Source organism: Cystobacter fuscus, from assembly GCF_002305875.1.
In the GTDB taxonomy this organism is placed as follows: domain Bacteria; phylum Myxococcota; class Myxococcia; order Myxococcales; family Myxococcaceae; genus Cystobacter; species Cystobacter fuscus_A.
In genome coordinates this window covers 10,360,808-10,386,996 of sequence record NZ_CP022098.1, presented here as the reverse complement: position 1 = coordinate 10,386,996, position 26,189 = coordinate 10,360,808, and the positions used below count along the sequence as shown (strand labels likewise).

Genomic DNA, 26,189 nt, shown 5'->3' with positions numbered 1-26,189 from the left:
CTGCTTGAGCGAGGGTCCAGGCTCGCTCCGCGCGGCCTGTCCCTCGAGCAGGAACGCGGTGGAGCCTCAGCTGCGCCGAGGTGCCTCTCCGCGCGCCGCGGGCTCCAAGAACAGCCCGGAAGAGTACAGGATGCGATCGTTGCTCATCCGCGAGAGCGCGTCGCACAGCCCGGGCTGATCCATGAGGAACCGGTCGCAGCTTCCCCAGTCCAACCGCAGCAGCAGGCAGGTCGTCTCCGCGCGCACGGTGGCGGTGGCCGTCAGGCCGAGCATCAGGGAGATCTCCCCGAAGATGTCGCCTTCCTCCAGCGTCCGCAGGAGCCTCTCGCTGCCGTCCGGATGACGGTGCAGCACCTGGCACCGGCCCCGCAGCAGCAGGTACAGGGCATCCACCGGCGTGCCCTGTTCGAGCAGGATCGCCCCCTTCGCCCTGGCGCGGAGCTGGAATTCACCAGCCAGGGCGGCCCTGCGCTCGGGAGGGAGGAGCCGGAAGAGCGGATTGCCTCGGAGCACGTCACTCAGCAGGTGCTCGTGGTGATAGGCCCTCAGCATCTGCGCCACGGAGGGGTAGCGCTGGATGAGCCGCTCCAACCGCTCCCGTGACAGTTCGAGGACCGCCGTGCGCTCGAAGGCCTTGACGCTCGCGAGCCTCGGCACGCCGGAGAGGATGGACATCTCCCCGAAGAAGTCGCCCTCGCCCATGAAGGCGACCGTGCGCCGCCGCCCCGATTTCAGCGTCCGAACCACCTCCACGCTCCCCTCCACGATGGCGAACATGGAGTCGCCCGGCTCTCCTTCCTCGACGATGGTCTCCCCGGCGTGGAACTCCCGCAGTTCCAGCGCCTCCATGACCGACAGGAACTCCTTCTCGCCGAGCCGCGAGAGCAGGGAAACACGCTGCGAAGTCCTTCCCTCGGCCTGGCCCGTCTGGTGGGCCGACACCTGCCCCATGGGCATCGGCACGGAGAGCCCCAGCTTCGCCAGGAGAGCCATCTTCCGGACATCGAACTCCGCGAGCAGCCGCCGTGTCGGCTCATGATCCGGCTCGAATCGGAGGATGACCTTGCACAAGGAGATGGCGCGCATCAGCCATCCCCGCCGGGCCCACGTCTCCGCCAGGTGTTCGTAATCCGAGAGCGACTCTTCCGGCTGCTCGCTGGAAGGGAGTTGAACGGCCTCATCATGCAGCTCGCGCGACGTGTCGGACGACATGTTTCCCCCTGACATGTTTTTCCCCTCGAACAGGGCATTCCGTGTCGACAGGCCCTGACGACCGACAGCGTGCTCACTCCCTCGCTTCGTGTCTGTGAGCCAGTTCACAGCCCCGGCGAAAGTGCCGCCATTCCCCGTCCGGTCGGCTCGCATCCGGCTTCTCTGTTCAGCGGATGACATTGCCGTGGAATCACGGCACCCACCTCGCGGCCCGCCAGGCACGCGCCGTGGCCAGGCCCATCAAGCGCCGTTTCCCGACGCTTGCCGTTGGCGCGCGTTCCTGCGAATCAGCACCGCCAGGGTCGCGGCCATGCCGACTCCCACGAACCACCACATCCGCAGGAAGCCGAAGACGTAGAAGCCGTAGCGCCGCGTCGCCGGATCGTACTTGAAGCACGAGAGCATGACCCGCTCGAGCGTGATTCCCGCCTTGCCTTGCGCGGCCTCGTTGATGGCCAGGCGCATGTCCATGGCGGGGAAGTCGACGCCGTAGAGATAGCGGCTGACCGTCCCTTGCGGCGACAGGACCATCACCACCGCCGCGTGCGCATACTGGTCGGAGGATTTGTCATACGCGTAGCCAAAGCCCACCGCGTCCGCCACCTTCTTCACCTGCTCCTGCGTGCCGGTGAGGAACCGCCATGGGGCCTGCTCGGGCTGACCCAGTTGCTGGAGGTAGCGCGCCCGCCACTTCGAGGCCTCCTCGGGCGTGTCACGCGGATCGATGGAGAGGGTGATCGAATGGTAGTCCTTGCCCAGCCCGAGCTGGGTCTCGCTCAAGCTCTTGACGAGACCCTTGAGCACCAGACTGCATAGCTGGGGGCAACGGAAGTAGGCCAGGGAGAGCACCGTCGGCCGATCCGGGGACAGCATCTGCCGGAGCGTGACGCGCTGACCACCCTCATCGATGAGCTCGGTGTCCAAGGGAACCGGCCCGCCCAGCTTCTCGTCCACCCGGACCGCCTCGAGCGCCGAGGGCGGGGTGTTCAGCGCGGGCTCCGAGTGGGTCGGAGGACCAAACGCCTCGGCGCGTCTCGCGAGCAACAGGAGGAAGGCCAGGGCGAACAAGGTGGAAGTGGGGCGGGATCGGCTCGACAAGACGGGCTCCACGAGGTCGGGGAAGCAACTCCCCTCTCATGGTACAACTCGGGGCGAGTCCCAAGCGCTTCGTGGCCCGTCTACCCGTGCCCTTCAGTAGCGAGCCTTTTCCGAGTTATCGGCGGCCGCGTTGCGCCCTCCGCGGAGGGGAATGCTGGCGCCTGTCCGTGAGCGTTTGGTGCGCACGGCTCCACCGTCAGCAGACAGGCGAAGGGGCCGCGCTCGTGGCGCGCCCGCCGTGACATTTCACCGCGCTGGACTCTAACTCCAGTGACCACCTGATCAACGGGTGGCATGGAGGTTGGTCATGAAGAAGGACAAACAGGACTCGTCCCAGCAGAAGGGCAAGAGACCGTTCTTCGCACGCCTGCTCGAGGCCCAGGAACTCGAGCAGGCCGCCGGTGGCGCTCCGCTGCAGACCCTGAAGTTCCCCTCGGACTCGGATGAAGGGGGCCCCATCACCAGGAAGTGGCCCTCGGATTGCGAAGACGGTTAGTGACCCTCGACCCCTCTCGCCCTCCGAGGGCTGCCTGACACCCATGAGACCTCCAGCTCTCGCTCGACGAGGCCGCTGGGGGGCAGCTCTCCGGACCCGAGGGGGAGCTCGAGCTGGCCGAGGTCTCCTCCGTCTGGTACCGCCGCAACGCGACGGCCCAGCGCCTTCCCCCGGACATGGAGCCGCAGGGTGCCCCGCACGCTGATGACCAACGACCCGGAGGCGGTGCGTGCCTTCGCGGCGAGCTGCCCGGGGCCCGCGAGGACTGGCGCCGGGAGGGCGTGGCACTCCTCGATGCGTGGCGGCCCTACACGCTGCCCGAGCCGGTGCACACCCGCGTGTTGAAGCTGATGGACGCGCTGGGGCTCAACTATGGAGCGTTCGACTTCATCGTCACCCCCGAGGGGCGCCACGTCTTCCTCGAGTCGGTCCGAGTCCTTTGATTCCTTCCCGGCGGAACCTTCACGGCGTCACCGGCAGCCTGGCGCGGAACGGGCCCTCCACGTCTCTCCTTGCTACGGAATGTTGCTTGGATCACTCGTGAAAAGAGTATGGAAAAGGGTTGTTTCGGAGGGCTCGAGCAATCCGGCGTAAAGGGGCACGGGTGTTTCCGCCAGCTCACGAGGAAATGCGCTGAAGCCAAACATCTTTTCAATCGTCATGGCGACGACCTGGTCCGGCCAGGCCATGTTGGGCGGGGGTTGTTCGAAACTGGCCCTGAAGTTTTGCCTACGGCCGTCGATGTAGTCCCATTCCACGCCATACACGAAGTAGACAGGTGCCAACAGGCTCACACAGCCCACGACGTCCCAGTTGGATTGGGGGAACCATGACTCTTTTGGTAGATAAACCATGCACCGGGGCCCGCCATCCATTGATGGATATGTTTCACCGATTGTGTAATCAGGAAGTGCGCTCCGCAACTCGTCCCTGAATGCGTACCAGGGCTCCATGTGGGCAATCCATTGTTTCCAGATATCGTCATGTCGTTTCGTTTCGGGACTCGGTTCTGTCGTGAACATGAAGGCGTTGCTCGAATTGTAATATTTCCTGACGGTGGCAATCAGGTCTTCTTTGGAGGGGAGCACGAAAAGTCCGGATGGTTAGGGCTTGGGTGCGGGAATGCCAAATATGACCGGCTTTGCCGTGGAGTTGCAGGTCGATTTGACTCGAGAGCCCGGAATGGCTGCGCTGAGCCTCGACTCGAACGCTTTTCTAACAGTCATACACAGTGTGTAGAGCGGTGGTGGTGGAGGCTTGGTCATTGTTGAGAGCACTGCGTATGCGGCCTCGTTGGCACAGTCTGCCGAGATGCGCTGGGCAAGAGGTGTGGATATGGGACCGCTGTTGTTTTCTATTGGCATCTCGATGCCGAAAGGGCAGGTATATATCTCCCCTGTATCTCCGTTTTTGATCTGTGCGTGAACACACGCCACGCGCCACCCACCCGGGCCGGGTGTTCTTTGTGGTACAGTCGTAGTGAACTGGAAATGTGCTGGTTGGATTTGACCTGTCACGGTTGACGCACAGCCCGAAAACAGGACGGCTAGCGGCAGGAGTGCGGCCAGGTGTGCAAGCCGATGAGGCGTGACCGCTGCGCCGTTCAGTCGCGAACGCAAGGTAGCGGCAAGCGTCCAACGGACACGCTTGATTGCAGCTGGGGCATTGGCGGTCAGGAGAAGCAACGCCATTTTTCTCATTCCCCTCGGTGTTGCTACAAGTTCGGGCTGCGCCATGCGTGGATGCCGCATGGGCGATTCGAGCCTCCCGCTCAATCGGTAGCCATGAGCCGCTCCAACCGCGGCTACTTTCCCTTGCTCAGGGTCGAGTCCGGGCGCTTGAACGTGCGGCTCATATGCCCGGCACCCTCCTGGTCTCCGCGCGCGAAGCCCCAGGAGTAACCGCCCGGTGGATTGGAGAGGATTTCCCAGGAGTTGTCGTCCATGTCCCAGAAGTAGAAGCAATAGGTCCCGTGCTGGACGACCGGCTTCGTGATCTTCTTCAGGCCCCACTTCTCCGCGTCGCGCTTCACCACCTCGTAGGTCGCGTCGACGGCGGCCTCGTTCTCGACGTCGAGCCCATTGTGGTTGAGGAAGGGCATCTCCTCCTTCGCGCGAGCCGGACCCTGCACGACCACGATGATCTGCTCACCACCGAGCCGGGCCCAGAACGATTTGTCCGACATCTGGACGGTCTCGAAGCCGAGGAACTCCTTGAAGAATCGCCGCGTGCGCTGGATGTCGCGGCACTCCAGCGTCGCGTGGCTGTAGAACTTGAGCTTGAGCGTGGGCTCGACCTTGTCCTCTGGCTCGCGATCGATCTTGGTGTCCATGTTCGAGGAAGATACAGGAACTCGGACATGGCGCAGAAGGTGCCCGTCTCCCCCCCGAGAGGGTACTCGTGGCTCCCGGGGGAGTGGTGGTCTTACGAGGTTCGCCCCTCGGCAACGCCGTCTCGGAAGGTTTTTTCCGCCATCTCGACGAAGCGGCGCACCTTGGCCGGGACGTAGGGCGCGGGCGCATAGATGGCGAACACCCCGCGACCCACCGGCATGAAGCGTTCGAGGACCGTCTCGAGCCGCCCGGTCGCGAGGTCCTCCTCGACGAGATAACGGGGCAGATCGGCGATCCCGAGTCCAGCGAGCGCGGCCTGTCGCAGGGCGTGGGTGTTGTTGACGTGCAACCGGCCCGAGACGCGAATGGGCGTGGTGTGCTCGGCGTTCTCCGTGGCGCGCAGGTGCCACGTCTCCACGGGCTGACCCGCGACGAACACGATGCATTCATGGTTCGAGAGCTCACCAGGTCGGCGCGGGCGGCCTGCTCGGGCGAGGTAGTCGGGGCTGGCGCAGAGCACGCGCCGGTCATCACCGAGCCTGCGAGCCACGAAGGCAGGCGGTGGCTGGGCCGTCATGCGGATGGCCACGTCGACGCCCTCCTCGATGAGATCGATCCTGCGGTCCGAGAACTCGACGTGGACCTTCACGGACGGATGTGCCCGCTGGAAGGCGAGCACCACCGGCATCACCCGCACCTGGCCGAGCACCGTCGGCGCGGTGATGCGCAGCGTGCCGTGCGGGGTGTCCTGGACGCTCTCCGCCTCGCGCTCGACGGATTCGATGGACTCCAGGATGGAGCGGGCCCGCTCGCAGTAGCGCGCACCGGCCTCGGTGAGCTGCATGCGACGCGTGGTGCGCTGGAGCAGCCTTATCCCCAGCCGGGATTCGAGCCGCGAGACCTGCTTGCTCACCGCTGAAGACGTCATGCCCAGCTTCGTCGCGGCGGCGCTGAGCGAGCCCGCGTCGACGACGGCAACCAGGATGGACATTCCGGTGATGGCCTCGCGGTGCTCCAGCATTCGTGAATCCTCGGCAAGAGTGCTCGTCCTGGGGGAGCCTTTTTCATTCGCCAGGAACAACGCAAGTTCTGGGTCATCGAGGCGCCGGCCTTGATTCCCACCTTCTTCCGAAGAGAGCGCCACCATGGCCCCCACCAAGACCCAGAAAGCCCTCGTCGTCAGCCCCAGCGATACGAGCCGGTTCGAGTTCGTGGAGCGAGAGGTCCCCCAGCCCGGCCCGTATGATCTCCTCGTCGAGGTCAAGGCCGTCTCCGTCAATCCCGTCGACACCAAGGTGCGCGCGAAGCGGCCGGGCAAGGCCCTCGGCTGGGATGCCTCGGGCGTCGTCGTCGCTCGGGGCTCGGAGGTGAAGCGCTTCCGCGAGGGCGACGAGGTCTTCTACGCCGGTGACCTCACCCGGGAGGGCACGAACGCGTCGCTGCACGTGGTGGACGAGCGCATCGTCGGCCACAAGCCGCGCAAGCTGGACCACCTCCACGCCGCGAGCATCCCCCTCACGGCGCTCACCGCCTGGGAGGGTCTGTACGAGCAGCTCCGGGTCGAGCAGGGCAAGACCCTCCTCGTCATCGGCGCGGCCGGCGGCGTCGGCTCGCTCGTGGTACAGCTGGCCAAGAGGCTGACGAAGATGACCGTCATCGGCACGGCCTCGCGCGACACCACCCGGGACTGGGTGAAGAAGATGGGCGCGGACCACGTGGTGAACCACCGTGAGAACCTGCCCGCGCAGCTCGCGGCGCTCGGCCTGAAGAACGTGGACGCCATCTTCTGCTGCGTCGGCACGGATGCACACTTCGAGACGATGGCGGAGCTGATCGCCCCAGGCGGACGCATCGTGTCCATCGTGGAGCCCGAGCAACCGCTGCCGATGGGGAAGCTCTTCGGCAAGAGGGCGAGCTTCTCGTGGGAGCTCATGTTCACGAAGTCGATGTACAAGACGCCGGACATGGCCACCCAGCAGACCATCCTCGACCGCGTGGCCGACTTGTTGGACGAGGGGGTGCTCACCTCGACCCTGACGGTGGACGCGGGCGTGTTGGAGCCCGCCGCGCTCGCCGAGGCGCACCGGACCGTCTCCTCCGGCAAGATGGTGGGCAAGCTCGCCTTCCGCCTGTAGACGAGTTCAGTCTCGCGGCTCCGCGAGTAGCCCGCCTTCACGTATAAAAAGGGGGACATGACCTCTCCCTCCTCCCCCGGTAGCGACGAGCGGAGTGCCCGTCTGACCCGGGCCCTGGTGTCCCTGGAGGGCCTCTCCGTGGGGGATGCCTTCGGCGAGCGCTTCCTCCAAGCCCCGGCCGTCGCCGCGGAGAGCGTGGCGAAGCGCGAGGTCCCCGCGGCGCCGTGGCCGTACACCGACGATACGGAGATGGCGCTGGCGCTCGTCCAGGTGTTGGAGGAGCACGGCCGCGTCGAGCCGGATCGTCTGGCGCGTCTGTTGGGTGCCCGCTACCGGAAGAACCCGCGCCGCGGCTATGGCGCCACCGCTCACGACATCCTGCAGAAGATCCATCTGGGAATGCCCTGGCGGGAGGTGTCCTCCGAGGTCTTCGGCGGCACGGGCTCCATGGGCAATGGCGCGGCCATGCGCGTGGCCCCGCTCGGCGCCTGGTTCGCCACGGATCTGGAGCGCTGCGTCGCCGAGGCCCGGCTGTCGGCCCAGGTGACGCACTTCCACCCCGAGGGACAGGCGGGCGCCATCGCCATCGCCGTGGCGGCGGCCTGGGCGCACCGCTGGCGAGAGCGGCGCGGGCCCGCGCGAGAGCTCTTCGACACCGTGCTCGAACACACTCCGCCCGGGGAGACACGCGAGGGCTTGGAGAAGGCCCGGCGGTGGCCGCTCGAGGCCACTCCCACGTCCGCGGCGCGCGCCCTGGGCAGTGGCCGGCGCGTGCTCGCCCAGGACACCGTGCCCTTCTGCGTGTGGTGCACGGCCCGGCACCTGGAGGATTACGAGGCGGCGCTCTGGAGCACGGTGGCCGGACAGGGTGATTGCGATACCACCTGCGCCATCGTGGGCTCCCTCGTCTCGCTGAGCGCGGGCCGCGAGGCCATTCCCCGCGCGTGGCTCGAGGCGCGCGAGCGGCTCCAGCGCACGGTGTGACGCGTTCAATGAGTTTTTTGATACCTTCCGCGGTTTTGTTCACGAGAATGGATGGATGCTCTTGCCTGACCGTATCCGCATCTTGCGACCAAGAGGGCCGAGGAACGCCATGGATGATTTTTGGAGAAGGTTTCCGCTGCGTCAGGGCGTTTTGGATCGAGTCAAAATCATCATCGGACAGGAGCCATACAGGCAGAGTTTCGGCAATAGAAGACTTGCCGTCGATAGCCGTTCGTCGACGCATTCGTTCTATCGCGAACTCGGCTGTGTCGGGTTCTTGGTGGGTGATTGGATCAAGATTCAGGACTCTTTGGAGATGCTTTTCAATCTGCTTTTCAGACATGAGTGTGCTTTGTCTGCTTTGGATTTCCTGAGATCAAATAGAATTGATCCGGTTTCTTTCGCTGACAGCTTGTGGGATCGTGCTGGAGTTGCGCTCTTCAATAGGACTGTTGACGGAGAAGACAAGGGAGTCGATATATGGTGCTTTGCAAGGGGGCAGGCAGAAGTTTCTCAAGAAGTTCTAATGCTATTCGCCGGAGAAAAAGCCGCTCATCAATTCCCTGGTGTTTGCAGCAACTGCAAGTCGGCAGTTGCAATACATCCAAGCGGGGTAAACCTGAATAACGATCCAGTAAAGTACTCAAATACGTGGTATCGTTGTGACGAAAACGCCCTCCGAGTCGTTAATGGTGGTTTTCGTCTCGATGAGTTTCGAATACTGCGATAGAAGAGCGGGAAGCCGTCATGAGGACTCGTATCGGCACCTCTCTCCCCTACGAGTCGTTTGACACCTGGTCAGGTGGCTCCGCGGCCATACGCCCCAACTCTTTTTTCGTCCCCGTCCCCCTCGAGGCCCGGACCTGAGCGGAGGCATCGTCCGGAAGTCCGTGCCGGAAGGAAGCCACCCGACTCGGAATGTCCCGGCGAGTTCGGCTTGGTCGCATGCCCTACGGGGGACCACGCGAAGTAGAAGGTTTCGCCCAGGGGCGGTCAGATTGACTTCCCTTCGGTCCTGCTAAGAGGGCAGAACACAAGTTCATGAATCCGCGAGCCATCCTCTTTCTCTTGTTGCTGTTTCCACTCGCGGTCCGTGCAGATCCACCCGAAGTCGGGTCCCGCCTCCCGGTATTGCACCCTGTGCTGGTGAGTGAACCTCACGGCTCACCTCATGGCCGGAGACTTGAGTTCGCCTTCAAGCGCATTCCACCACATCCTCTCCTGGCCGGCCTCACCATCGACGAAGCGCGAGCATTCGTGGAGGCATTGGAGACGGAGTTCCAGGTGCCTCGCTCGGGGACCACTGGGCACATGAGCTGCTCAACCTGTGTGTTGCCAGCAGGTGCTGCTGCATGCTGTCCTTCGCACGAGGAACAAGCCGCTCAATTGGAGAAACGCCTTCGTGAGGGGTACGAGAGGATCTTCGGAACGTCATCGATGCCACGGCCATCCTCTTTGGAGAACAGCCGGTGGTTCCAGGCGCTCAAACTTTCACCGCGCTACATGGATGAGGGAGTGCGCGAGGCCGCCATCTCGCTGCTCAGTTCGCCCACCACCGCGTACTCCATGGCGCTCTCCATGATGCTATACATGATGACGTGGGCGGCGCCCGAGCCCCTCTTCTCCAAAGCGCTGGCCGCAGCGGTCACCGTGGGATTGTTGATGACCTACAGCGCGGTTGAACTCCACGCCGTGGGAGTGGCCTGCCTGAATTTGTACCGGGAGTCAGAAGCGGCCAGGACCCAGGAGCAGTTGGAGGCGGTGGCCATGCGTTTTGGAAAGGCGATAGGCGGAGTGGGACTGCGGGTACTGGTGACCGTGGCGGGAGCGAAGTTGGCTCGGAGTCTTCCGGAGGTGCCACAAGGAGGACCGTGGGCGCGTTTCTCTCCTCCACGCTTTGCTCTGCCGGCAGGAGGCACGCGAGGAAGTTGGTCAATAGGCGTGGGATCTCGCGCGCAGGTCAGTGTGGCGGATGGTACCGTGATGCTCATGGGGGCATCCGCGAGTACAGCGGCCGCCGCGACCGCTGGCGCGGCGAGCGCTTCCCGGACGATGGGGGCTTGCCGGGATGAATCGAACAAGGGCGAGGCCAAGGGACATCACATCGCCACCAACAAGAACGACACCGCCGAAGTCAGAGGTGGTCCCTGGACCCCTGTGTTCGAGCAGATCTTCAAGCGGGCGGGGATGAGCCTCGACGAACCCGCCAACATCGTGCATCTCGTCGGGCATCAGGGGCCCCATCCCGAGGAGTACCACCAGGAAATCTACAGCCGTCTGAACGATGCGATTTCAACCTGCCAAACGCGAACTGAGTGCAAGCGCAAGCTCGTCGAAGCACTCGATGAAATCGCGGGCGATATCTGTAAGCATGGGTCGCGGCTCAACAAGCTCCTCACGAAACAACCATGAGACCTCAATCCAGATATTTCCGCCTGATGGATGACGTGCACATCGAGGGACGGTGGCACGTGGAAAGCCCGCTGGATGCGCAGGGGAGAGAAATCATCCCCCAGGACTTCTTGCGAGGCAGGGCGCTCCATTGGGATGCGCCGCTTGTCCTCCCTTTGTATCGTCGGGGACGTGCTCTGGATTTCAGCCAGACGGGCCTCAATTTCGCGGTGGTCAATGGTCGGTTCGCCACCCTTTGTGAGCGGCTGGGAATCCAACATCAGATACAGCTCATTCCGGCACGGGTCGAAGAGCATCCCGAGCCCTACTTCGTCCTCAACACCCTTCGCCTCATCCGGTGTGTGGATGAGGCTCGGTGCGAAGAACTCTCCTTCTGGGAACCCCGTCATGGAGAGCCCGAGAGAGTGGGCCACTACCGGAACGTGGTCGGGCTGAAAGTGGACCCTGAGAAGGTCGGGGACGCCCACATCTTCCGGCCATGGGGCTGGCCCGTGGCCCTCATCGTCTCCGAGCGCGTGAAACGGGCACTGGAAGACGAGGGGCTGAGTGGCCCCAGGTTCGTCGAAGTTTGAGCGGTGCTAGTACTTCTCGGTGACTTGGGAAGTCGCGTCGGGGAGGACGCCCTCTCCGGGAAGGTGTCAGACTCGACTTGTAGGCGCCGGTCGGGGCCAACTGCGAGGCCACCGTCCTCTGCTCCTCCTCGTAGCGCCAGAGCGGTTCCGGCACGGTATGCTCCCTGGGAGGAGGTGGCCGGTTGCGTATCCGAGTCGCGATGTGGTCCTCGATGTGGTTCCTGGCCTTCACGGGCGCGTGCGCGCACGGTGGGGCGGGTCGGGAGCGTGTGACGGCGGCCACCGGCTGCGCGGCCTCGGGCTCCCTGTGCTGGGACTTCGAGGAGGGCACGCTGCCGGCTGGCTGGACGCCGTACCGGGATGAGTTCAGCGGGCAGTTGCTCGTGGATGACTCGCGGGCGCACCGGGGCCGGTACTCGCTGCATGCGAGGCAGCTTGTCGGCGGGAAGGAGGGCTCGCAGGGTGGGCCCAAGAAGACGGTGCGCTTCAACCTGCCCGCGGGCTTCGGGCCCGTGCTGTGGGGCCGCGTCTGGGTCTACGCGACGCCCGCACGGCCGGTGTCACATGCGGGCCTCTTCAACGCGCGATATCCCCGGCCAGGGAGCGGCGAGCGCGCCTTCGAGACGCTCGACTGGTACGAAGTGGCCACGTTCCAGCAGAAGTACATGGCCATCTGGCACCCGCCCGAGCCACCGGGATTCCCGGAGTGGGTGCAGGTGTCGGGCACGCCGCTCGTGCTGGATGCGTGGGCCTGCCTGGAATGGCAGTTCGATGGGGCCAACGGAGACAATCCGGAGGCGGCCGAGCCACGTGTCTGGCTGGACGGCGTGGAACTGGAGTGGCCCGAGCGCTTCGTCTTCTCCGATCCTCCCGCGACGGCGCCGGTGGTGAGGGAGAAGGCGTCCGACTTCACGGTGGTGGAGACGGGCGTCTTCCTCTATCAGGGCCTGTCGGTGCCCACGGACTGGTGGCTGGATGACCTGGCCATTGGCAGACAGCGCATCGGTTGTGGAGAGGGCTGAGGCGTGGGCCGTCCGTCACCGGATTCCCTCACGAGCTTCCGGGAACTCCATGAACTGCTGATGGACTACGAAGGCCCCAGCCTGTTCGAGGACATGTTGCGGCCGGCGATTCCCGCCGCGCGGGTGTTGCTCGAGCCGCTGCGGGGCGCTGATGGCTGGGGCCCACGGCACTACTGCTGCTTCGGTGGCATGGGGGTGTCGCCGCTGGTTCCCCACTGGCGGGTGACAAAGGTGCCACTGGAGCTTTGCAGGATGGTCCAGACACCGGTGGATGGGCGCCAGAGGGCATGGTCCGCCTTCCCATCCCCGTCGAAGTCGCCGTTCACGGGGATGTCCGACGCGGCGCCGAAGACGACACCGCCGGCGATCTGCCCGTCGGAACTGCGAATGGTGTAGAACTTGGTCTGCGAGGGTCTCCACACGGAGAGGTCTGTCTGCCCGTCGCCGTCGAAGTCTCCGGACAGCGGGATGTCTCCGTTGGTACCCCACTGGAGGTTGACGAAGGTTCCACTGCCGCTTGGCAGGATGGTCCAGATACCGGTGGACGGGCGCCAGAGGGCATGGTCCGCCTTCCCATCGCCATCGAAGTCGCCGTTCACGGGGATGTCCGACGCGGCGCCGAAGACGACACCGCCGGCGACCTGCCCAGTGGAACTACGAATGGTGTAGAACTTGGTCTGCGAGGGTCTCCACACGGAGAGGTCTGTCTTCCCGTCGCCGTCGAAGTCTCCGGACAGCGGGATGTCACCGCTGGTTCCCCATTGGCGGGTGACAAAGGTACCACTGGAGCTTTGCAGGAGGGTCCAGACACCGGTGGATGGGCGCCAGAGGGCATGGTCCGTCTTCCCATCCCCGTCGAAGTCTCCCTCGGTGGGGATGTCCGTCGAGGCGCCGAAGACGACGCCGCCAGCGACCTGCCCGTCGGAGCTGCGAATGGTGTAGAACTTGGTCTGCGAGGGACGGTGGACGGTGAGATCCGTCTTGTGATCGCCATCGTAGTCGGCAACGACCCGAGTGGCGGGGCCTAACCGTGCCTGCTGCGTCTGGCTGGGTTCTTCTCGCGGCATTTCGTCGGGGCCCGAGCCGCACCCGGCCGCGATGCCAAACATGCAGAGGGAGAGAGAAGCGGATGAGATCCTGCCTGGCTGGAACATGCACATCTCCTCGTGAGGAAGGAAATAGCTATTCTAGCGCACCGAATCAGGCAGACACAACGCATCAGGGAAATTTCCAAGCATTTCCACCAAGAAGAACTCGAGGTACCGAAGAGCTCCCCACTCGAAATTCATGAGTGGAGCATGGGAAGGATGGAAGGCTTGTGGAGGGAGCGGGCCTGTATGAAGTGGCGAAGGAACTGGGCATGAGCAACTGGGGCAACGTGGCTCGGAGGGCGAAGGAGTCGGCGCGTGTGGAACGGAACACCGTTGGACTGACTTCGGAGGGCATCTGGTCCTCCTTGACTTGAAGGGTCCAATTCGCTCCCCTGTGAGCCTCCAAGGAGGAGGCTCACCATGGCGGACGAGAAGAGCGGGAAGGGCGATGGACCGGGGCCCTTCGAACTGGGCAGGTGCTGCGAGGTGGATTCCCGCCTGGGGAGCCTCCACGAATCGCGGAACGCGGCCACGGGCACTCCGGCCCTGACGCTCGTTCCGAGAGAGGGCGTGGAGTGGCAACCCGAGGGAGCCTGCCGGATGCGTCTCATCTACGAGCCGGAGCGGGACTCGGTCGACGCCCACCTCTCCAGCGGGCCCGTTCCTGGCCTGGGGTCCAGGGACTCGCGCGTGCGCCGGGTGGGTCCTTCCAGGACGTGGCTTGCCGCTGGGGTTGTCGTGCTCGTGGTGGGCCTCGGTGTCTGGTCGTTACTCTGGCCTCACGCGCTCGAGCCTCTGCGGGTGGATGGCGCACCAGGCGAGTCTCTGTTCTTCGCGGATGGACAGGACCTCGCCCTGGCGGTCATCGCCTATCCGATGCCGGAGACACCCTTCAAGGAACAGCGCAAGCCGCCGTGTCTCGAAGGGACGGAGACGGAAATCCGGGGGGGATGCTGGATCCAACACAAGCTGGATGCTCCCTGTCCGCGAAACACGGCCGAGTACCAGGGCAAGTGCTTCATTCCCGTGAAGAAGCCGGAGCCCTTGCCGCGCTCCGTGCTGCCCTGAGTTCCAAGGGGCTCAGGACTCGTATCGGCGTACGTGAGAAGTGGACGCGCCAGCGCCCCGCAGGCGTGCCTCTTCGACGTCATCGACGCCTTGTCACGCACTCCCCTGCGGTGTATCGGGTGGCAGCTCGTATCCCTTGGCCATGGAAAGGGGGTAGAGGGCGCGGTGGCCGATGTTGGCATGATACACCGCGAGGTAGGGCTCACCTGCGATTGACACCCACGCCCATCTGGCTGGCTCGGGTTGTGCCGTCAGCCAGGCCTCTGCTTCCTCAATGCTGGCGAAAGACGCGGCGGCGACGGGCGGCTCCTCTTGTGCGAGCTCCGCGAGGTAGTACTCGAGACCACGGTTGCGCAGCAGGCGGCGGACGTTCGTTTCACGGTCATGGAACACATCGTGATAGCCGTTCGCGATCAGCACGTTGGCGAAATCGGGAGGATTGGGGTGATTTCCAAGCCAGGCTTCCGCCTCCTCCCTCGTATCAAAAGAGGCAATAGCATAAGGAGGTGCACCCGCCTCGACGTGCTCGAGGTACTCCCCGAAAGCGCTGGTCTGACCGGTCAAGGCGATGAAGTGGAACGCATCGAGAAAGACCTGGAGACGCTTCTTCTCCTCGGAGGAATCGGCCTCGTCGCGAAGCTTCGTGAAGAAGCCAGCCGCTCCGTCCATGCGCTCCTCGAGACTCGCGGAGGACTCTGGAGGCGGGCCGACGGTCGCGGCAGGGTGGGCATCAGACGAGAGGGCTTCGCGGAAGTCTGAAAATTGATACCGCTGTCCCGTAGCGAAAACGAAGTGGATGGCATCTCGCGCGAGCCCCAGAATGCGCGCCTGTTCGGGTGACTGTGCATCGCTCCAGAGCTTCCCAATCACCTCGTGTGAATCGGAAAGAAGGGTAGAGGACGTCATGGCTGCACCGCCGCGATTTGGGGTTCGGAAGGAGCATCAGACGACACGAGCAGGACCGCTGGAACGAGGACCAGCGCGGTTCCTCCGCTGCCCACGACAACCGCGACGAACACCACCCCGGCAATGACAACCACGGTACCAGCCAAGAGTTCGTCGTGGTGCTGCTTCAACCACTCGACTGCTTTGTCCGTAGCCGGAAATTTCAGGGTTTCGGCCAGTTCGCGGAGCCGACAACAGTCATTGTAAGCGGGCCTGCACCTGTCGCGACATATCGCATCTTTCGAGCCCCGACTCGCGTGGCTCCAATTCCGGCCCCTGAGCGACTTCATGCAAATGTCCTTGCAGGCATCAAGCTCGTCGTCGCAACTGCGAGTCCAGGCAGCCCGGACAACGGGGGCATCAGCGATACTGCTGCTCGCTCGGTTCGGGTACTTTGACAGGTCGAAACTGCTCAACGGCTCCCAGGCGTGGGTGACCTGACCCTCCGGTGTCTCCTTGATGACGAGCACCCAGCGAGAAAGTTCTTGGACGCTCGTAGGGGCAGGGCTCGAAGTCCGGAGCGTACTACAAGAAAAAAGCAGAAGGCCGAGGCTCATCACCATGAGCCGCTGAGGGGTCGAAGCCGTTCGCATGCTGTGGGTTTTGTACCATGAGGTCTCCGGGCGTCGGCCGATTTTCCGGCGCCTGCCCTGTAGTCCCGGGAGGGGGTCAAGGGACCTGGTCCGACAACTCCTCCCTTCCGAGTCGTCTGACGCCCTACCCAGGGCTTCATCCCCGTGAAGAAGCCGGAGCCCTTGCCGCGCTGCTCGGTGCAGCCCTGAGTTCCAGAGGTGGGGCAGGCGCGGTGGTACGGGCGGCACGGAGGCAGGACATGGTGTTGGACGACTCGTAGTGAGTGAGATGTCGGCACGAGTTCAACGAGTCCTTTGACTCCCTCTGCGGGCAATGACAATCCATTCGCCTTCACCTTGGAGTAGGAGGACGGTGCCACCCGTCTCGATTTGTTTGGGCTCGTGCCACGCGCTCAGTCCGGTGCCTCTCGTGTCTCCTCGGCCCGTGGGCGGGCACCCTACCTCGTCCGTAGGTTCAGGTGGGATAGCTTCTCTCGTGGGACTTTGAATCAAGCCTGGGCCTCGGTGATGGCACGGACGGCGCGCTGCACGAGGTACGCCGACGCGGGCTCGAACACATCGCCCCGATGGAGACGCCCGGAGAGCGCGTCCTCGAGCAGGCCCAGTCGCGCGGCGACCGTGGGCGCCTCGGTGAGGATGCGTGGGGCTACTCGTCCTCCCCTTCGGCCTCCACCACCGCATTTTGGGCCTCCTCACGCTCGACAGCCCGCTTCCTCTCCTCCCACTGCGTCAGGGTGGAGGCCACATGGTGAAGCGTGTGGCGCTTCAGCCTCTGGTGGTGCACCGCGAGATGATGCTCCCCGGCGATTGACACGAACTCAAAAGGCGCAGTGGGGTGGTTCTCCAGCCACGCCTCTGCTTCCGCACGGGTTTTGAAGGATGGTGGGTTGGGAGGTATTCCTTCCGCGACGAGTCCTTCGACATAGGGCTCGAGCATGTACTCGCGGTACATGCCGCGAGTGTTGTCTTTACGATCATGCCACATCTGATGATACTCATCGCCAATGAGTATCAACACCGAACTGGGGGGCTCCGTGAGGCTCCTCAGCCAGGTCTCCGCTTCCTCGCGCGTCGTGAAATGCTCGATGGCGAGCGGAGCATGGCCGAGGCGGTTTTTGATGTAGTCCTCGCAAGCCTCGAGTTGGCCAGTGTCGGCGATGAAGTTGACCTGGCTGATGAGAAGGCTCACGGACTGCTTCTGTTCAGGCACAGGCGTCTCGTCGAAAACCTTCAGGAGAAGTGCCATGACCCTTTGCGAGATCGTATCCTGATGCGCCTCGAGGGCGGTGCTCACCTGGGGAGATGTCATGGGAGCCACCTCCTTGAGGTAGTCTTCGAACAGGTAGACCTGGCCTGTCGCCATGATGAAGTCCCTGTACGCGTTCACCTGAATCCAGAGCCGCTGTTCTTCTTTTCTGCCTTCGAACTCCGCTGCGTGCCGCCGAGACGCGGCGAATAGAAATGCGCTGTGAAGGGAGTGATAGATGCTCATCGGGTCGCCTCCGCGAGAGAGGGGGCGGCTGGCGACCCCGAGGGGTTCTCCGCGACAAACACGAGCGGCATCAGGATGAGGGCACCTCCGCCTGAGGCGGCGACCGCGGCAACGAAGGCGACTCCAGCGATGACGATGACGGTGCCCACGAGAAGCTCCTCGCGGTGCGTCTTGATCCAATCAACCGCGGGCTCTATCGCATTGAACTCCGCGGCATATTCTTCGGCCCAGCTGCCCCGTTTCTTGTTGCACTGAGAAGGTGCCAAAGGACTCGTATTTCGACCTGACGGTGTCTTGGCGACGGTGAACTACCAGAGCCGATCCGTGAAGAGGCAGTGGATGATCTGGGCATGACCCAGGTCCAGATTTCCCACTTGAACGTCTGGAACTGGTGCGAAGAGAACCTCATTGGAAAGCTGGGATGTTCCCAGTACGGACCGCGCCAGCGAGTTCAATCGGGTCTCGAGTGATTGGTATTCAAGAGGGAGAGGCGGATGCCATATCCGCTGCTCGATGATTTGATGGTTTTCGACGTGTTGCCAGGAAGCGTAGATGTGGTGCACGGGCGCGAGGATGCTTGCGAGTAGCACCACGGCCTTCTGTTCGGATGCTCCTACGGGTGAGTCCACGAGCGATACTCGAACACAGCGGCAGGGGTCGTAGAGCAGAAAGGGGAGTTCCCAGAGACTACACTCCGGTAGTTCCTGGTGGATGCGTCGCAGGAGTGTGCTCCAGGTGCTGCTCTCTGCTTGGGCTGTCTTCCTGCGTTCGCGCAGTTCGACAGTCTCCGCCTGTGATTCATATCGCGCATCCGTGGTGTAGACATTCCTCGGGTAGAAGCGGTGGAGCAGGTCGGTGAGTTCAGCGGCTGTGAGTGGCATCAGCGAACTTGCCCAGCGCCCGAGTTGAAACGGCCTACTTCACCTCGAGCACCTTGAGCGAACCGATGAGGGGGGTGATCTCCGCGTTGCCCTCGCGCCCCACGCCAAAGTGCGTGGCGTCCGCCACCACCTGGTTGAAGGTCGGATCCATCTGGGTCCACTCGCCCACGAAGGCCTCCACCCACTCGTGCCAGTAGAGCGCAGGAACTCCATCCGCGTTCACCATGTAGATGACGCCATCCACCCGCCGGGCCGGAATGCCCGCCGCGCGCAGCAGCGACACCGTCAGCAGCGAGTGCTCCGTGCAGTCCCCCTTGCGCTGGCGCAGCACGTCCGTGGCCCGGTCCGCGCTCGCCCCGTAGTCCTTCTGCAGCGCCGTCGCCACCCACTCGACGATCTTCTTCGCCGCCGCGTACGCGTCCTTCTCTCCCCCCACCAGCATCCGTGACTGCTCGACGATGCGCGGGTTGTCGCTCTCGATGATGATGGACGTCTTGAGGTTCTCCCCTCCCTCGGGATCCGCGAGCGGCCGGGGCTTGAGCACCTTGGGCTCCGGAGGCTTCGCGGACAGTGTCACCAGGACGCGCCCGTCCTTCTCGCGCTGGTACTTCTGCCGGTAGCTGTCCTGCTGGAACTTCTCCGGCAGGTTCTCCATCACCAGCTTCACCTCGCCGGGAATCGCGTGCGCCGACTCGGGCAGCGCCTTGGGCAGCACGACGCGCGTCAGGCCGAACACTTCCACCAGATCCAGCCGCTTCGCCACCGCCTCGGGCTCGGCGCGTGCCTTCATCGTCTGGCCGTACTCCATCTCCAGCAGCCGCCCGTCCTCCTCGGCCACCCAGGCCGTCACCGGCACCTTCTCCTTGTCCGAGACGCTCACTGCCCGGCCCACCTTCACCTTGACGCCGCTGATGAGCCGCTCCTCGGAGGGCTGCACCGTGGTGGCGAGCTTGTAGGTGCCCAGGTCCATCCCATCCAGCACCGCCCCGCTCACGTCCTTCCGGCGCAGCAGCGCCACGCGCACCTGGTCCGCGTCCTCCACCACCTCCGTCGTGGCCGGCAGGTTCACCGTCTCGTCCTGCATCCCCGGACGCTTGCGCACCACGCTGATCCCCGTGGGCGTGGCGTTGCCCACCAGTGTCTGCGTGCCTCCATCCCCGTGCTGCTCGATGGTGAAGGCCACCAGCCTGCCCCCGGGGCGGGCCTCGTAGATGCGCTCCTCGCGGTGGACGCGCTCGGACAGCCGCGCCCCCACCTGCGCCTTGAAGTGCAATTCATTGATGGCGCGCACCCGGTCTTCCCGGCCCGGGATGAGGCCCAGGTCGTTGAAGACGTAGCCCACCTTCTTGTCCACGAGGTACAGGCCCAGGTACTCGCCCCCCGCGGGCCGCTTCGCCTTCACCACGTCGGAGACGGTGGCGGGCGCTTGCTGGGGCGCGGCGGCGGACTCGGGGGCCCGCTGCTCCTGGACCGGAGGCGGGGCCGCGGGCGCGGCGTCCTGCTTCTTGCACTGCACGAGCGCCAGACCCAGGACGGCGGCGCTCAGGGAGAGGAAGGTCTTGAGGGAAGTCACGCGCGCGGCTCCGGCGCGCGGGCCTGGCGCGCGGTGCGGCTCAGACCCGCTTGGTGAGGATGATGAGGTCGTCGCCGACCTTGTAGAAGTCGCGGATGCGCGCCTCCTCCGTGTACTTCATGGAGGCGTAGAAGCCGCGGGTGGGACCGTAGGCCTCGGTGGCGCTCGTCTCCACGCGGATGATGCGGGCCGTCAGGCGGCGCAGGTCCGCCTCCATGCCCGACACCAGCGAGGCGCCCACGCCCTGGCCCCGCACCTGCGGGTCCGAGGCGATCCAATACAGGTCGTACGTGCCCTCCGTCATCGGCGTGGGGCCGTAGCACACGTAACCGACGATCGTCCCGTCCCGGTCCGCGACGAGAATCTTGTAGTCGGGGTTATTCGGCTGAAGCGCGAGATCGACGAGCTCGATGGCGCACACCTGCTCGTCCTGGGAGAAGGTTTCGATTCGGCGAATCAGGGAGGCGAGGGGCTCCCGGTCCTTTTCTGCGAGCGGTCGGATGTCCATGGTGTCTCTCGAGGGCGATCGCCACGAGTTGCCGGGCGAGGGTGCGGTAGTCGATTCCGGCCGAACGCGCGGCCTTGGCGAAGCCCGCCTCCGGGTGGAGATCGCAGTTGGGGTTGATGTCGATGACGTAGGGCACGCCCTCGGGGGTGACGCGCAGGTCCACGCGCCCATAGTCCCGGCCCTCCAGCGCGGCGAAGGCGTCCATCGCCGTCTGGACGAGCCGTGCCTCCAGGGCGGTGTCCGTCAGCAGACAGGGGCCGGAGGGGGTGTTCACGTACTCGGGTGAGCCGGTCTCCCACTTGCCCGCGTAGGTGACGATGTTGGGCCGGTCGGCGAAGAGCTGGCCGAAGCGGATCTCCGACAGGGGCAGGGCCCGGCGGGGCGAGTTGCCCAGGAGCGGCACGTAGATTTCGCGGCCGGCGATGAACTGCTCGACGAGCGCGGGCTGGTGGAAGGTGCGCAGCACGGCGTCCACCGCGCGACGCAGGCCCTCCCGGTCGTGCACCACCGAGTCGCTCGTGATGCCCACGCTGGCGTCCTCGCGCGCCGGCTTGACGATGAGCGGATAGGGCAGGTTCACCGCGTCCAGGTCCTCGAGCCGGTCCACCCGCGCGAAGCCCGGGGTGGAGACGCCACGCGCCTTGAGCAGCTCCTTGGCCTTGTCCTTGTGCAGGGCGAGCGTCAGCGAGAGCGCGGACGCTCCCGTGTAGGGCAGCCCCAGCATGTCCAGCAGACAGGGGATGATGGTTTCCGCCCGGCTGTCCGCCGCCACGGACTCGCAGAGGTTGATGACCAGGTCGGGCTGCATCCGGGCGAGCACGTCCACGAACTCCAGCCGGGAGCCCGTGACGGGAACGAGCTCGACCTGGGTTCCATCTTGGGTGAGGGCCTCGGAGAGCGCGGAGGCCACTCGCATCACGTCTGCTCGCGCCTCCCGACCCGGGTCGTCCTCCAACTGCTCATGGTCTCGGTTGTACAGGATGGCGATGTGCATGCGGGGCATGTGTCGACGGCCAGGGTTAGCACGTCCCCAGGGGGGATGACAGTTCACAGCGGGCCCGATTGGCTGGCCGCTGAGCAGTGTCTGGAAGTATGAGGAGAACCATGCGGATTCGTGACCCCATCCACGGCACCATCGATGTGAGTGGCGAGGAGAAGGCCGTCATCGACAGCCGGTTCTACCAACGGCTTCGCCACGTGCGCCAACTGGGCTTCGGCGACCTGGCATTCCCAGGGGGCACCCATACCCGGCATGCGCATTCGCTCGGCGCCATGCACGTGGCCTCCCGGGTCTTCCTCGCCGTCACCGCCCGCTCGGGCCTGCCCGCGCCGGTGCGCGAGCGCTTCAACGCCGCCGTCCGGCTCGCCGTGCTGTGTCATGACCTGGGGCACATGCCCCTGTCCCATGCCTCCGAGAGCATCGCTCCCCGGCGTGCGCTGCTGCGGCTTCCGGCCTGGTTGGACCCCGTGGCGGAAGGCGAGCAGGCCACGCACGAAGATTTCACCGCCAAGCTTTTGTTGGACAGTTCACTCACGCCGCTCATCGAGGAGCGCTACGCGCCCCAGGGAATCACTCCCGAGGCGGCGGTGGGACTCATCACCGGGGCCATGCCCCCGAAGGATCCCGGCTTCTCCCACGAGGGGGTGGACTGGACGCCGCTGTTGCGCGCCATCGTGTCCGGGGAACTGGACGCGGACCGCATGGACTACCTGCTGCGCGACTCGTTCTACACGGGCGTGAACTATGGCCGGTACGACATGGACTGGCTGGTGTCCAACCTGAACCCGGCCATCAAGGACGGGCGCGCCTATCTGGCGTTGAGCCGGGCGGCGGCGTTCGCCTTCGAGGACTTCCTGCTCAGCCGCCACCACATGTTCCTGTCGGTGTACTACCACCACACCTCGGTGAACTTCGATCACATGCTGCGGCGCTACTACGAGGAGGCGCCCGGCGAGTTCGAGATCCCCGCCGACCCCGAGGCCTTCCTCTACTGCGACGACGTGGCGCTCTGGTACACGCTGCGCCGCTCGAAGAACCGGTGGGCCCAGCGCATCGCGTCGCGCCAGGGCTTCAAGCTGCTCGCGCAGTTCACCGAGCGCGACGTGGGCTATGATCTGGAGGTGCTGCGCAGCGCGCTGGTGACGGGCGGCTTCGAGCACTTCACGGTGGAGTCCCGGGGCGTGCTCTCCAAGTACTTCTCGGAGGGCGCGGGGCCGAGCCTGTTCATCATCGACGTGTCCACCGGTCGGCTCACGGAGGTGGCGCGCTACACGCCGCTCTACCAGCGCTACAAGGGCGCGGTGCGGCTGTCCCGGGTGTACGTGCGGCCGGATCAGATCGAGGATGCGCGCAACATGATGGCGCGGTTGCTTGGACAGGTGGTGCGGGAATGAGTGAGACGATCGCTGGTGCGCCTCCACCACCCCCCGTGGCGGTGCCCCGGCTCGCGTCGGTGGTGGTGCCCTACCGCCGCACGCCCACGGGGGTGGAGCTGTTCTGGGTGAAGCGCGAGAAGGCGCTCGCCTTCGCGGGCGGCTTCTATGCCTTTCCCGGCGGGAAGGTGGACAAGGCGGACGCGGCGGTGCCGGTGCGGGGGGCCTCGGGGCAGGAGGCGGCGCTGCGGGCGGCCGCGGCGCGCGAGCTGCTGGAGGAGACCGGGGTGCTGGTGGCCGAGGGCGCCGAGCGCCTCTCCGCCGAGGAGGTGACGGCGCTGCGCCGGGCGCTCCTGGCGGGCGAGTCGTGGGGAGCGCTGCTGGAGCGGCACGGGCTCGTGCTGCGGGCCGAGGACTTCCCGGCGGCGGGGCGGTGGGTGACGCCGGAGTTCGCGCCCGTGCGCTTCGACACCTTCTTCTATCTGGTGGAGGTGGGCGAGGGGATGCGGGCGGAGTGGTGGGCCGGGGAGCTGTCGGAGGCGGCGTGGGTGACGCCGGCCGAGGCGCTGGCTCGCTGGGAGGTGGGCACGGCGCTGCTGCACCCGCCCGCGGTGCACGTGCTGCGGGTGATGGCGCGCTTCGGCTCGCGCGAGGCGGCGCTGGCGGAGCTGGACGCGCCGCCGCTCGGCCCGGACTTCATCGCGCGCCGCATCGAGTACCACCAGGGCGTGCGGGTGTTCCCCGTGCGCACGGCGACCCTGCCACCGGCCACGCATACCAACGTGTACGTGCTGGGCAATGGGGAGCTGCTGCTCGTGGACCCCGGGGCGGGGGACGAGGAAGAGCTGGAGGGGTTGCTGGAGATGGTGGAGGGGCTGGTGGCGGAAGGGGCCCGGGTGAAGGCGGTGGTGCTCACCCACCACCATGGAGACCACATCGGGGGCGTGGGCGCGGTGAAGGCGCGGCTGAACGTGCCCCTGTGGTGCCATGCGCGCACGGCGGACCGGGTGCCCGTGCCGACGGAGCGGCTCCTGGAGGACGGTGAGGTGCTGGAACTGGCGGGGACTCCGCCCCAGCGCTGGCGGGTGCTGCACACGCCGGGACACGCGCGGGGTCACCTGTGCCTGGTGGACGAGCGCACGCGCGCGGCGGTGGTGGGTGACATGGTGGCGGGCGTGGGCTCCATCGTCATCGATCCTCCCGAGGGGGACATGAGCGAGTACCTGCGGCAGCTCGCGCGGCTGCGGGACTGGCCGGTGACGACGCTGCACCCGGCGCATGGGATGGCGATTCCGGATGGGCCGGGCAAGCTCCAGGAGTACCTGGACCACCGGGCGGCGCGCGAGGCGCGCATCGTGGCGGCGGTGCCCGAGGAGGGTGTCACCCTGGAGCAGGTGGTGGAGCGCGCCTACTCGGAGACGCCCGCGTTCCTGCTGCCCATCGCGGAGCGCAGCGCCCTGGCGGTGTTGCTCAAGCTGCTCGAGGAGGGCCGGGTGCGCGAGGAGTCCGGTCGCTACTTCCCGGCCTGAGCCTCGGCCTGGGACGAGGCGTCCGCCAGGCTCGCCGCTCCGCCGCCGCGCCGCTTGATGATGAGCAGGGCGAGCGGAATGGCGGTGAGCACCGCCTGGGGGATGAGCGACATGGCGTCGGGGTAGATGCCGAGCAGATCGATGGTGACGAAGCGGATGGGGTGGATGGGCACCAGGGCCACCTCCTGGAGCGCGCGGATCGCCTTGCCCAGGAGGATGACGGCGGTGGTCACCAGCAGCACGGTGGACGCCTTGAAGAGCGTCTTCATGGGCAGCTTGTAGCCCACGCGGTTGACGAAGAGGACGAGCACGGTGAGCGCCACCGCGCCCGCGGCGCACCCCCAGGCCACGCCCGACGCCGAGTCGAGCGCGAGCCCTTGCAGGAAGATGGCCGTCTCCACGCTCTCGCGCAGCGCCGAGGTGAAGGCGATGGCGAACAGGCCCATCATGCTGCCGCGGCCCAGCGCGCCCTTCATCTTCTCGCGCAGCTCGCCCATGAACTTGCTCATGTTGGCGCGCGCGTTGAGCCACAGCGCCGCGTACAGCAGCATCGCCACCGCCACGAGCCCGGCGATGCCCTCGAGCATCTCGCGGTTGGCCCCGTTCATCAGGTGCCGGCCGAAGATGAAGGCGAGCGCCCCCACCACCAGCGCGGACACCCAGCCCAGGTGCACCACGCGCGCGTACTCGGGCGCCTGCATCTTGCGCAGCATCGCCAGCAGCGCGGCGATGATGATGGTCGCCTCGAAGCCCTCGCGCAGCAGGATGAGCAGGGTGATCCAGATGACGGACAGGAAGCTCATCGTCTCGCCACTGTCCCGGCGCGCCTCGTCCAGCAGCGACAGGAGGACACGGCCCTCGTCCTGGAGGTGCGGGCTCTTGCGCTCGGCGGCCACGCGCGTGTCCAGGAAGGCCTTCTCCAGCTTGAGCACCAGGTCGGGGTTGCGCGCCCGGAGCGTCACCTCCACCGGCTCCAGTCCCTTGAGGTAGGCGTCCAGGAGCGCGTTGCGCGCGCCCAGCATGTCGCCGGAGGCGCCCAGCTTGAGCGCCTGTTCCACGTACTCGCGCGTCACCAGCAGGCCGCGCTCCTCGTCCACGTCGGGCATCTTGCGGCGCAGGCACGCGAGGTGCTCCTGCCCGTAGGCCTGGACGAGCTCGTTGTCCGTGGAGTTGGCGAGCTTCTCCAGCGACACGCGCGGCGGGACGGCGTCACACGCGGGCTGGCGGAGCGTGAAGAGATAGAAGGCCAGGCCCCAGCGCTCCTCCTCGTTCAGGGTGGGGAAGCCCGGCATGGGCGTGCCCGGTACGCCGAAGCCCACCGTGTTGAAGGCCTTGTAGGGCGTGAGCCCGCCCATCACCTCGGGATCATGGAAGTTGGTGGGGACGGGCTCCATCGTCCGGGCGATGGGCACCTCCGCGCGCCCGTCCGCGCCGTGACAGGCCGCACAGCTCTCCAGGTAGACCCGCTCGCCCACCTTCAGGTCCGGCGGCACCCGCGGGCTGCGCGCCAGTCCCCCCGCGAGCACCAGGTCCTCCACCAGCGCCCCGCAGTCCTGGCTGACGCCCTCGGGATCCTCGGCCTTGTCCACCCGGGCCTTGATCTCCTCCAGCCGCGCGAGGAACGTCTCTCCCGGGCGTCCCAGCTCGCGCGCCGCGTCGGTGGCCTCGGCGATGAAGCTGCGCTGCTCGGCCAGCTCGAAGTCCGACCTGGACTCCACCGCCGCCGGGTAGTCGGCCTGCAGGTATTGCAGAATGCCCACCAGGCGGTGCCAGGTGCGCGCTTCGGACTCGCTCTCGGCGGCGGTGGCCAACGGCGCCGCGAGCAGCAGGGACAGCAGCAGTAGACCGGTGCGCTTCACGCTCCACCCTCTA

General features: G+C 65.7%; 25 protein-coding genes and 1 pseudogene. 12 read left to right on the top strand and 14 right to left on the bottom strand.

All coding sequences use genetic code 11. The features are described from left to right. Window positions 1–66 precede the first annotated feature (66 nt). Both CYFUS_RS42065 and CYFUS_RS42060 read right to left on the bottom strand, forming a co-directional pair. Window positions 67–1,212: a cyclic nucleotide-binding domain-containing protein gene (locus CYFUS_RS42065; RefSeq protein WP_095990333.1), complete on the bottom strand. Its 1,146-nt coding sequence runs from the start codon at window positions 1,210–1,212 to the stop codon at window positions 67–69. Window positions 1,213–1,452: 240 nt separating this feature from the next. Continuing rightward, entirely contained in the window at window positions 1,453–2,310 is an 858-nt protein-coding gene (locus CYFUS_RS42060; RefSeq protein ID WP_232537114.1) for an SCO family protein, read from the bottom strand. Between the two features lie 307 nt (window positions 2,311–2,617). Between CYFUS_RS42060 and CYFUS_RS42055 the strand changes: the two genes are divergently transcribed. The 3 genes and pseudogenes from CYFUS_RS42055 (at window position 2,618) to CYFUS_RS53445 (ending at window position 3,249) form a co-directional block, all read left to right on the top strand. Continuing rightward, window positions 2,618–2,806: a microviridin/marinostatin family tricyclic proteinase inhibitor gene (locus CYFUS_RS42055; protein ID WP_095990331.1), complete on the top strand. Its 189-nt coding sequence runs from the start codon at window positions 2,618–2,620 to the stop codon at window positions 2,804–2,806. 83 nt (window positions 2,807–2,889) lie between these two features. Continuing rightward, window positions 2,890–2,982 (top strand): annotated as a pseudogene (locus CYFUS_RS54415) (hypothetical protein); the annotation flags it as partial. Between the two features lie 105 nt (window positions 2,983–3,087). Beyond that, window positions 3,088–3,249 (top strand): hypothetical protein, encoded by a 162-nt coding sequence (locus CYFUS_RS53445; protein WP_232537113.1) that lies wholly within the window; start codon window positions 3,088–3,090, stop codon window positions 3,247–3,249. A gap of 72 nt (window positions 3,250–3,321) precedes the next feature. Here CYFUS_RS53445 and CYFUS_RS42045 read toward each other — a convergent pair whose 3' ends face one another. The 3 genes from CYFUS_RS42045 to CYFUS_RS42035 form a co-directional block, all read right to left on the bottom strand. Further along, window positions 3,322–3,894: a hypothetical protein gene (locus CYFUS_RS42045; RefSeq protein ID WP_157758967.1), complete on the bottom strand. Its 573-nt coding sequence runs from the start codon at window positions 3,892–3,894 to the stop codon at window positions 3,322–3,324. A gap of 716 nt (window positions 3,895–4,610) precedes the next feature. After that, complete coding sequence (locus tag CYFUS_RS42040) at window positions 4,611–5,138, bottom strand: VOC family protein (protein ID WP_095990329.1); 528 nt, start codon at window positions 5,136–5,138, stop codon at window positions 4,611–4,613. Between the two features lie 92 nt (window positions 5,139–5,230). Continuing rightward, the gene (locus CYFUS_RS42035) at window positions 5,231–6,160 is read right to left on the bottom strand and encodes a LysR family transcriptional regulator (RefSeq protein ID WP_198316323.1); all 930 of its coding nucleotides are present in this window, start codon (window positions 6,158–6,160) and stop codon (window positions 5,231–5,233) included. 124 nt (window positions 6,161–6,284) lie between these two features. On the opposite strand from CYFUS_RS42035, the gene CYFUS_RS42030 reads away from it, so the two are divergent. The 6 genes from CYFUS_RS42030 to CYFUS_RS42010 all read left to right on the top strand — a co-directional run bounded on the left by CYFUS_RS42030 (window position 6,285) and on the right by CYFUS_RS42010 (window position 12,264). Beyond that, window positions 6,285–7,274, top strand: a complete 990-nt coding sequence (locus tag CYFUS_RS42030) for a zinc-binding alcohol dehydrogenase family protein (protein WP_095990327.1) — start codon at window positions 6,285–6,287, stop codon at window positions 7,272–7,274. A gap of 57 nt (window positions 7,275–7,331) precedes the next feature. Further along, window positions 7,332–8,258, top strand: coding sequence for an ADP-ribosylglycohydrolase family protein (locus CYFUS_RS42025; RefSeq protein ID WP_095990326.1), 927 nt, complete (start codon window positions 7,332–7,334; stop codon window positions 8,256–8,258). Between the two features lie 55 nt (window positions 8,259–8,313). Then, window positions 8,314–8,988: a hypothetical protein gene (locus CYFUS_RS51330; protein ID WP_232537112.1), complete on the top strand. Its 675-nt coding sequence runs from the start codon at window positions 8,314–8,316 to the stop codon at window positions 8,986–8,988. A gap of 707 nt (window positions 8,989–9,695) precedes the next feature. Further along, window positions 9,696–10,670 (top strand): AHH domain-containing protein, encoded by a 975-nt coding sequence (locus CYFUS_RS42020; protein ID WP_232537111.1) that lies wholly within the window; start codon window positions 9,696–9,698, stop codon window positions 10,668–10,670. Window positions 10,671–10,696: 26 nt separating this feature from the next. Next, window positions 10,697–11,242, top strand: a complete 546-nt coding sequence (locus tag CYFUS_RS42015; RefSeq protein ID WP_198316322.1) for an imm11 family protein — start codon at window positions 10,697–10,699, stop codon at window positions 11,240–11,242. Between the two features lie 182 nt (window positions 11,243–11,424). After that, window positions 11,425–12,264 carry a hypothetical protein gene (locus CYFUS_RS42010; RefSeq protein WP_095990323.1) on the top strand — a complete coding sequence of 280 codons (840 nt, stop codon included), beginning with the start codon at window positions 11,425–11,427 and terminating at the stop codon, window positions 12,262–12,264. 170 nt (window positions 12,265–12,434) lie between these two features. On the opposite strand, the gene CYFUS_RS42005 is transcribed toward CYFUS_RS42010, so the two are convergent. Continuing rightward, complete coding sequence (locus CYFUS_RS42005) at window positions 12,435–13,418, bottom strand: FG-GAP repeat domain-containing protein (RefSeq protein WP_095990322.1); 984 nt, start codon at window positions 13,416–13,418, stop codon at window positions 12,435–12,437. Window positions 13,419–13,775: 357 nt separating this feature from the next. Between CYFUS_RS42005 and CYFUS_RS42000 the strand changes: the two genes are divergently transcribed. Next, entirely contained in the window at window positions 13,776–14,423 is a 648-nt protein-coding gene (locus CYFUS_RS42000; RefSeq protein ID WP_095990321.1) for a hypothetical protein, read from the top strand. Between the two features lie 93 nt (window positions 14,424–14,516). Here the strand turns inward: CYFUS_RS42000 and CYFUS_RS41995 are convergent, their stop codons facing one another. The 7 genes from CYFUS_RS41995 to CYFUS_RS41965 all read right to left on the bottom strand — a co-directional run bounded on the left by CYFUS_RS41995 (window position 14,517) and on the right by CYFUS_RS41965 (window position 21,409). Next, window positions 14,517–15,329, bottom strand: coding sequence for a hypothetical protein (locus CYFUS_RS41995; RefSeq protein WP_095990320.1), 813 nt, complete (start codon window positions 15,327–15,329; stop codon window positions 14,517–14,519). Continuing rightward, the gene (locus CYFUS_RS53440; protein WP_232537110.1) at window positions 15,326–15,838 is read right to left on the bottom strand and encodes a hypothetical protein; all 513 of its coding nucleotides are present in this window, start codon (window positions 15,836–15,838) and stop codon (window positions 15,326–15,328) included. The genes CYFUS_RS41995 and CYFUS_RS53440 overlap by 4 nt, the downstream gene beginning before the upstream one ends. A 769-nt stretch (window positions 15,839–16,607) precedes the next feature. Next, complete coding sequence (locus CYFUS_RS41985; RefSeq protein WP_232537109.1) at window positions 16,608–17,453, bottom strand: hypothetical protein; 846 nt, start codon at window positions 17,451–17,453, stop codon at window positions 16,608–16,610. Continuing rightward, window positions 17,450–17,602 (bottom strand): hypothetical protein, encoded by a 153-nt coding sequence (locus CYFUS_RS41980; protein WP_232537108.1) that lies wholly within the window; start codon window positions 17,600–17,602, stop codon window positions 17,450–17,452. Before CYFUS_RS41980 ends, CYFUS_RS41985 begins: the two co-directional genes overlap by 4 nt. Window positions 17,603–18,368: 766 nt before the next feature. Beyond that, window positions 18,369–19,907, bottom strand: a complete 1,539-nt coding sequence (locus CYFUS_RS41975; RefSeq protein WP_095990319.1) for a transglutaminase-like domain-containing protein — start codon at window positions 19,905–19,907, stop codon at window positions 18,369–18,371. Between the two features lie 40 nt (window positions 19,908–19,947). After that, window positions 19,948–20,328 carry a GNAT family N-acetyltransferase gene (locus tag CYFUS_RS41970; protein ID WP_232537107.1) on the bottom strand — a complete coding sequence of 127 codons (381 nt, stop codon included), beginning with the start codon at window positions 20,326–20,328 and terminating at the stop codon, window positions 19,948–19,950. Beyond that, on the bottom strand, window positions 20,285–21,409 hold the full coding sequence (locus tag CYFUS_RS41965; RefSeq protein WP_232537106.1) for a D-alanine--D-alanine ligase family protein: 1,125 nt from the start codon (window positions 21,407–21,409) through the stop codon (window positions 20,285–20,287). Before CYFUS_RS41965 ends, CYFUS_RS41970 begins: the two co-directional genes overlap by 44 nt. A gap of 110 nt (window positions 21,410–21,519) precedes the next feature. Here CYFUS_RS41965 and CYFUS_RS41960 point away from each other — a divergent pair, with 110 nt between their 5' ends. Beyond that, window positions 21,520–22,809 (top strand): HD domain-containing protein, encoded by a 1,290-nt coding sequence (locus CYFUS_RS41960; RefSeq protein WP_095990318.1) that lies wholly within the window; start codon window positions 21,520–21,522, stop codon window positions 22,807–22,809. Then, the gene (locus tag CYFUS_RS41955; protein ID WP_095990317.1) at window positions 22,806–24,317 is read left to right on the top strand and encodes an MBL fold metallo-hydrolase; all 1,512 of its coding nucleotides are present in this window, start codon (window positions 22,806–22,808) and stop codon (window positions 24,315–24,317) included. Before CYFUS_RS41960 ends, CYFUS_RS41955 begins: the two co-directional genes overlap by 4 nt. On the opposite strand, the gene CYFUS_RS41950 is transcribed toward CYFUS_RS41955, so the two are convergent. After that, entirely contained in the window at window positions 24,302–26,176 is a 1,875-nt protein-coding gene (locus CYFUS_RS41950) for an FTR1 family protein (protein ID WP_095990316.1), read from the bottom strand. The genes CYFUS_RS41955 and CYFUS_RS41950 overlap by 16 nt on opposite strands. Between the last annotated feature and the right edge of the window lie 13 nt (window positions 26,177–26,189).

Excerpts from the sequence above, each read along its gene's own strand:
- CYFUS_RS42065 (WP_095990333.1), bottom strand. The coding sequence starts at position 1,212 with ATGTCGTCCGACACGTCGCGCGAGCTGCATGATGAGGCCGTTCAACTC.
- CYFUS_RS42055 (WP_095990331.1), top strand. The coding sequence starts at position 2,618 with ATGAAGAAGGACAAACAGGACTCGTCCCAGCAGAAGGGCAAGAGACCG.
- CYFUS_RS42040 (WP_095990329.1), bottom strand. The coding sequence starts at position 5,138 with ATGGACACCAAGATCGATCGCGAGCCAGAGGACAAGGTCGAGCCCACG.
- CYFUS_RS42035 (WP_198316323.1), bottom strand. The coding sequence starts at position 6,160 with ATGCTGGAGCACCGCGAGGCCATCACCGGAATGTCCATCCTGGTTGCC.
- CYFUS_RS42030 (WP_095990327.1), top strand. The coding sequence starts at position 6,285 with ATGGCCCCCACCAAGACCCAGAAAGCCCTCGTCGTCAGCCCCAGCGAT.
- CYFUS_RS42025 (WP_095990326.1), top strand. The coding sequence starts at position 7,332 with ATGACCTCTCCCTCCTCCCCCGGTAGCGACGAGCGGAGTGCCCGTCTG.
- CYFUS_RS51330 (WP_232537112.1), top strand. The coding sequence starts at position 8,314 with ATGCTCTTGCCTGACCGTATCCGCATCTTGCGACCAAGAGGGCCGAGG.
- CYFUS_RS42020 (WP_232537111.1), top strand. The coding sequence starts at position 9,696 with ATGCCACGGCCATCCTCTTTGGAGAACAGCCGGTGGTTCCAGGCGCTC.
- CYFUS_RS42015 (WP_198316322.1), top strand. The coding sequence starts at position 10,697 with ATGGATGACGTGCACATCGAGGGACGGTGGCACGTGGAAAGCCCGCTG.
- CYFUS_RS42005 (WP_095990322.1), bottom strand. The coding sequence starts at position 13,418 with ATGTTCCAGCCAGGCAGGATCTCATCCGCTTCTCTCTCCCTCTGCATG.
- CYFUS_RS42000 (WP_095990321.1), top strand. The coding sequence starts at position 13,776 with ATGGCGGACGAGAAGAGCGGGAAGGGCGATGGACCGGGGCCCTTCGAA.
- CYFUS_RS41995 (WP_095990320.1), bottom strand. The coding sequence starts at position 15,329 with ATGACGTCCTCTACCCTTCTTTCCGATTCACACGAGGTGATTGGGAAG.
- CYFUS_RS41985 (WP_232537109.1), bottom strand. The coding sequence starts at position 17,453 with ATGAGCATCTATCACTCCCTTCACAGCGCATTTCTATTCGCCGCGTCT.
- CYFUS_RS41965 (WP_232537106.1), bottom strand. The coding sequence starts at position 21,409 with ATGCACATCGCCATCCTGTACAACCGAGACCATGAGCAGTTGGAGGAC.
- CYFUS_RS41960 (WP_095990318.1), top strand. The coding sequence starts at position 21,520 with ATGCGGATTCGTGACCCCATCCACGGCACCATCGATGTGAGTGGCGAG.
- CYFUS_RS41955 (WP_095990317.1), top strand. The coding sequence starts at position 22,806 with ATGAGTGAGACGATCGCTGGTGCGCCTCCACCACCCCCCGTGGCGGTG.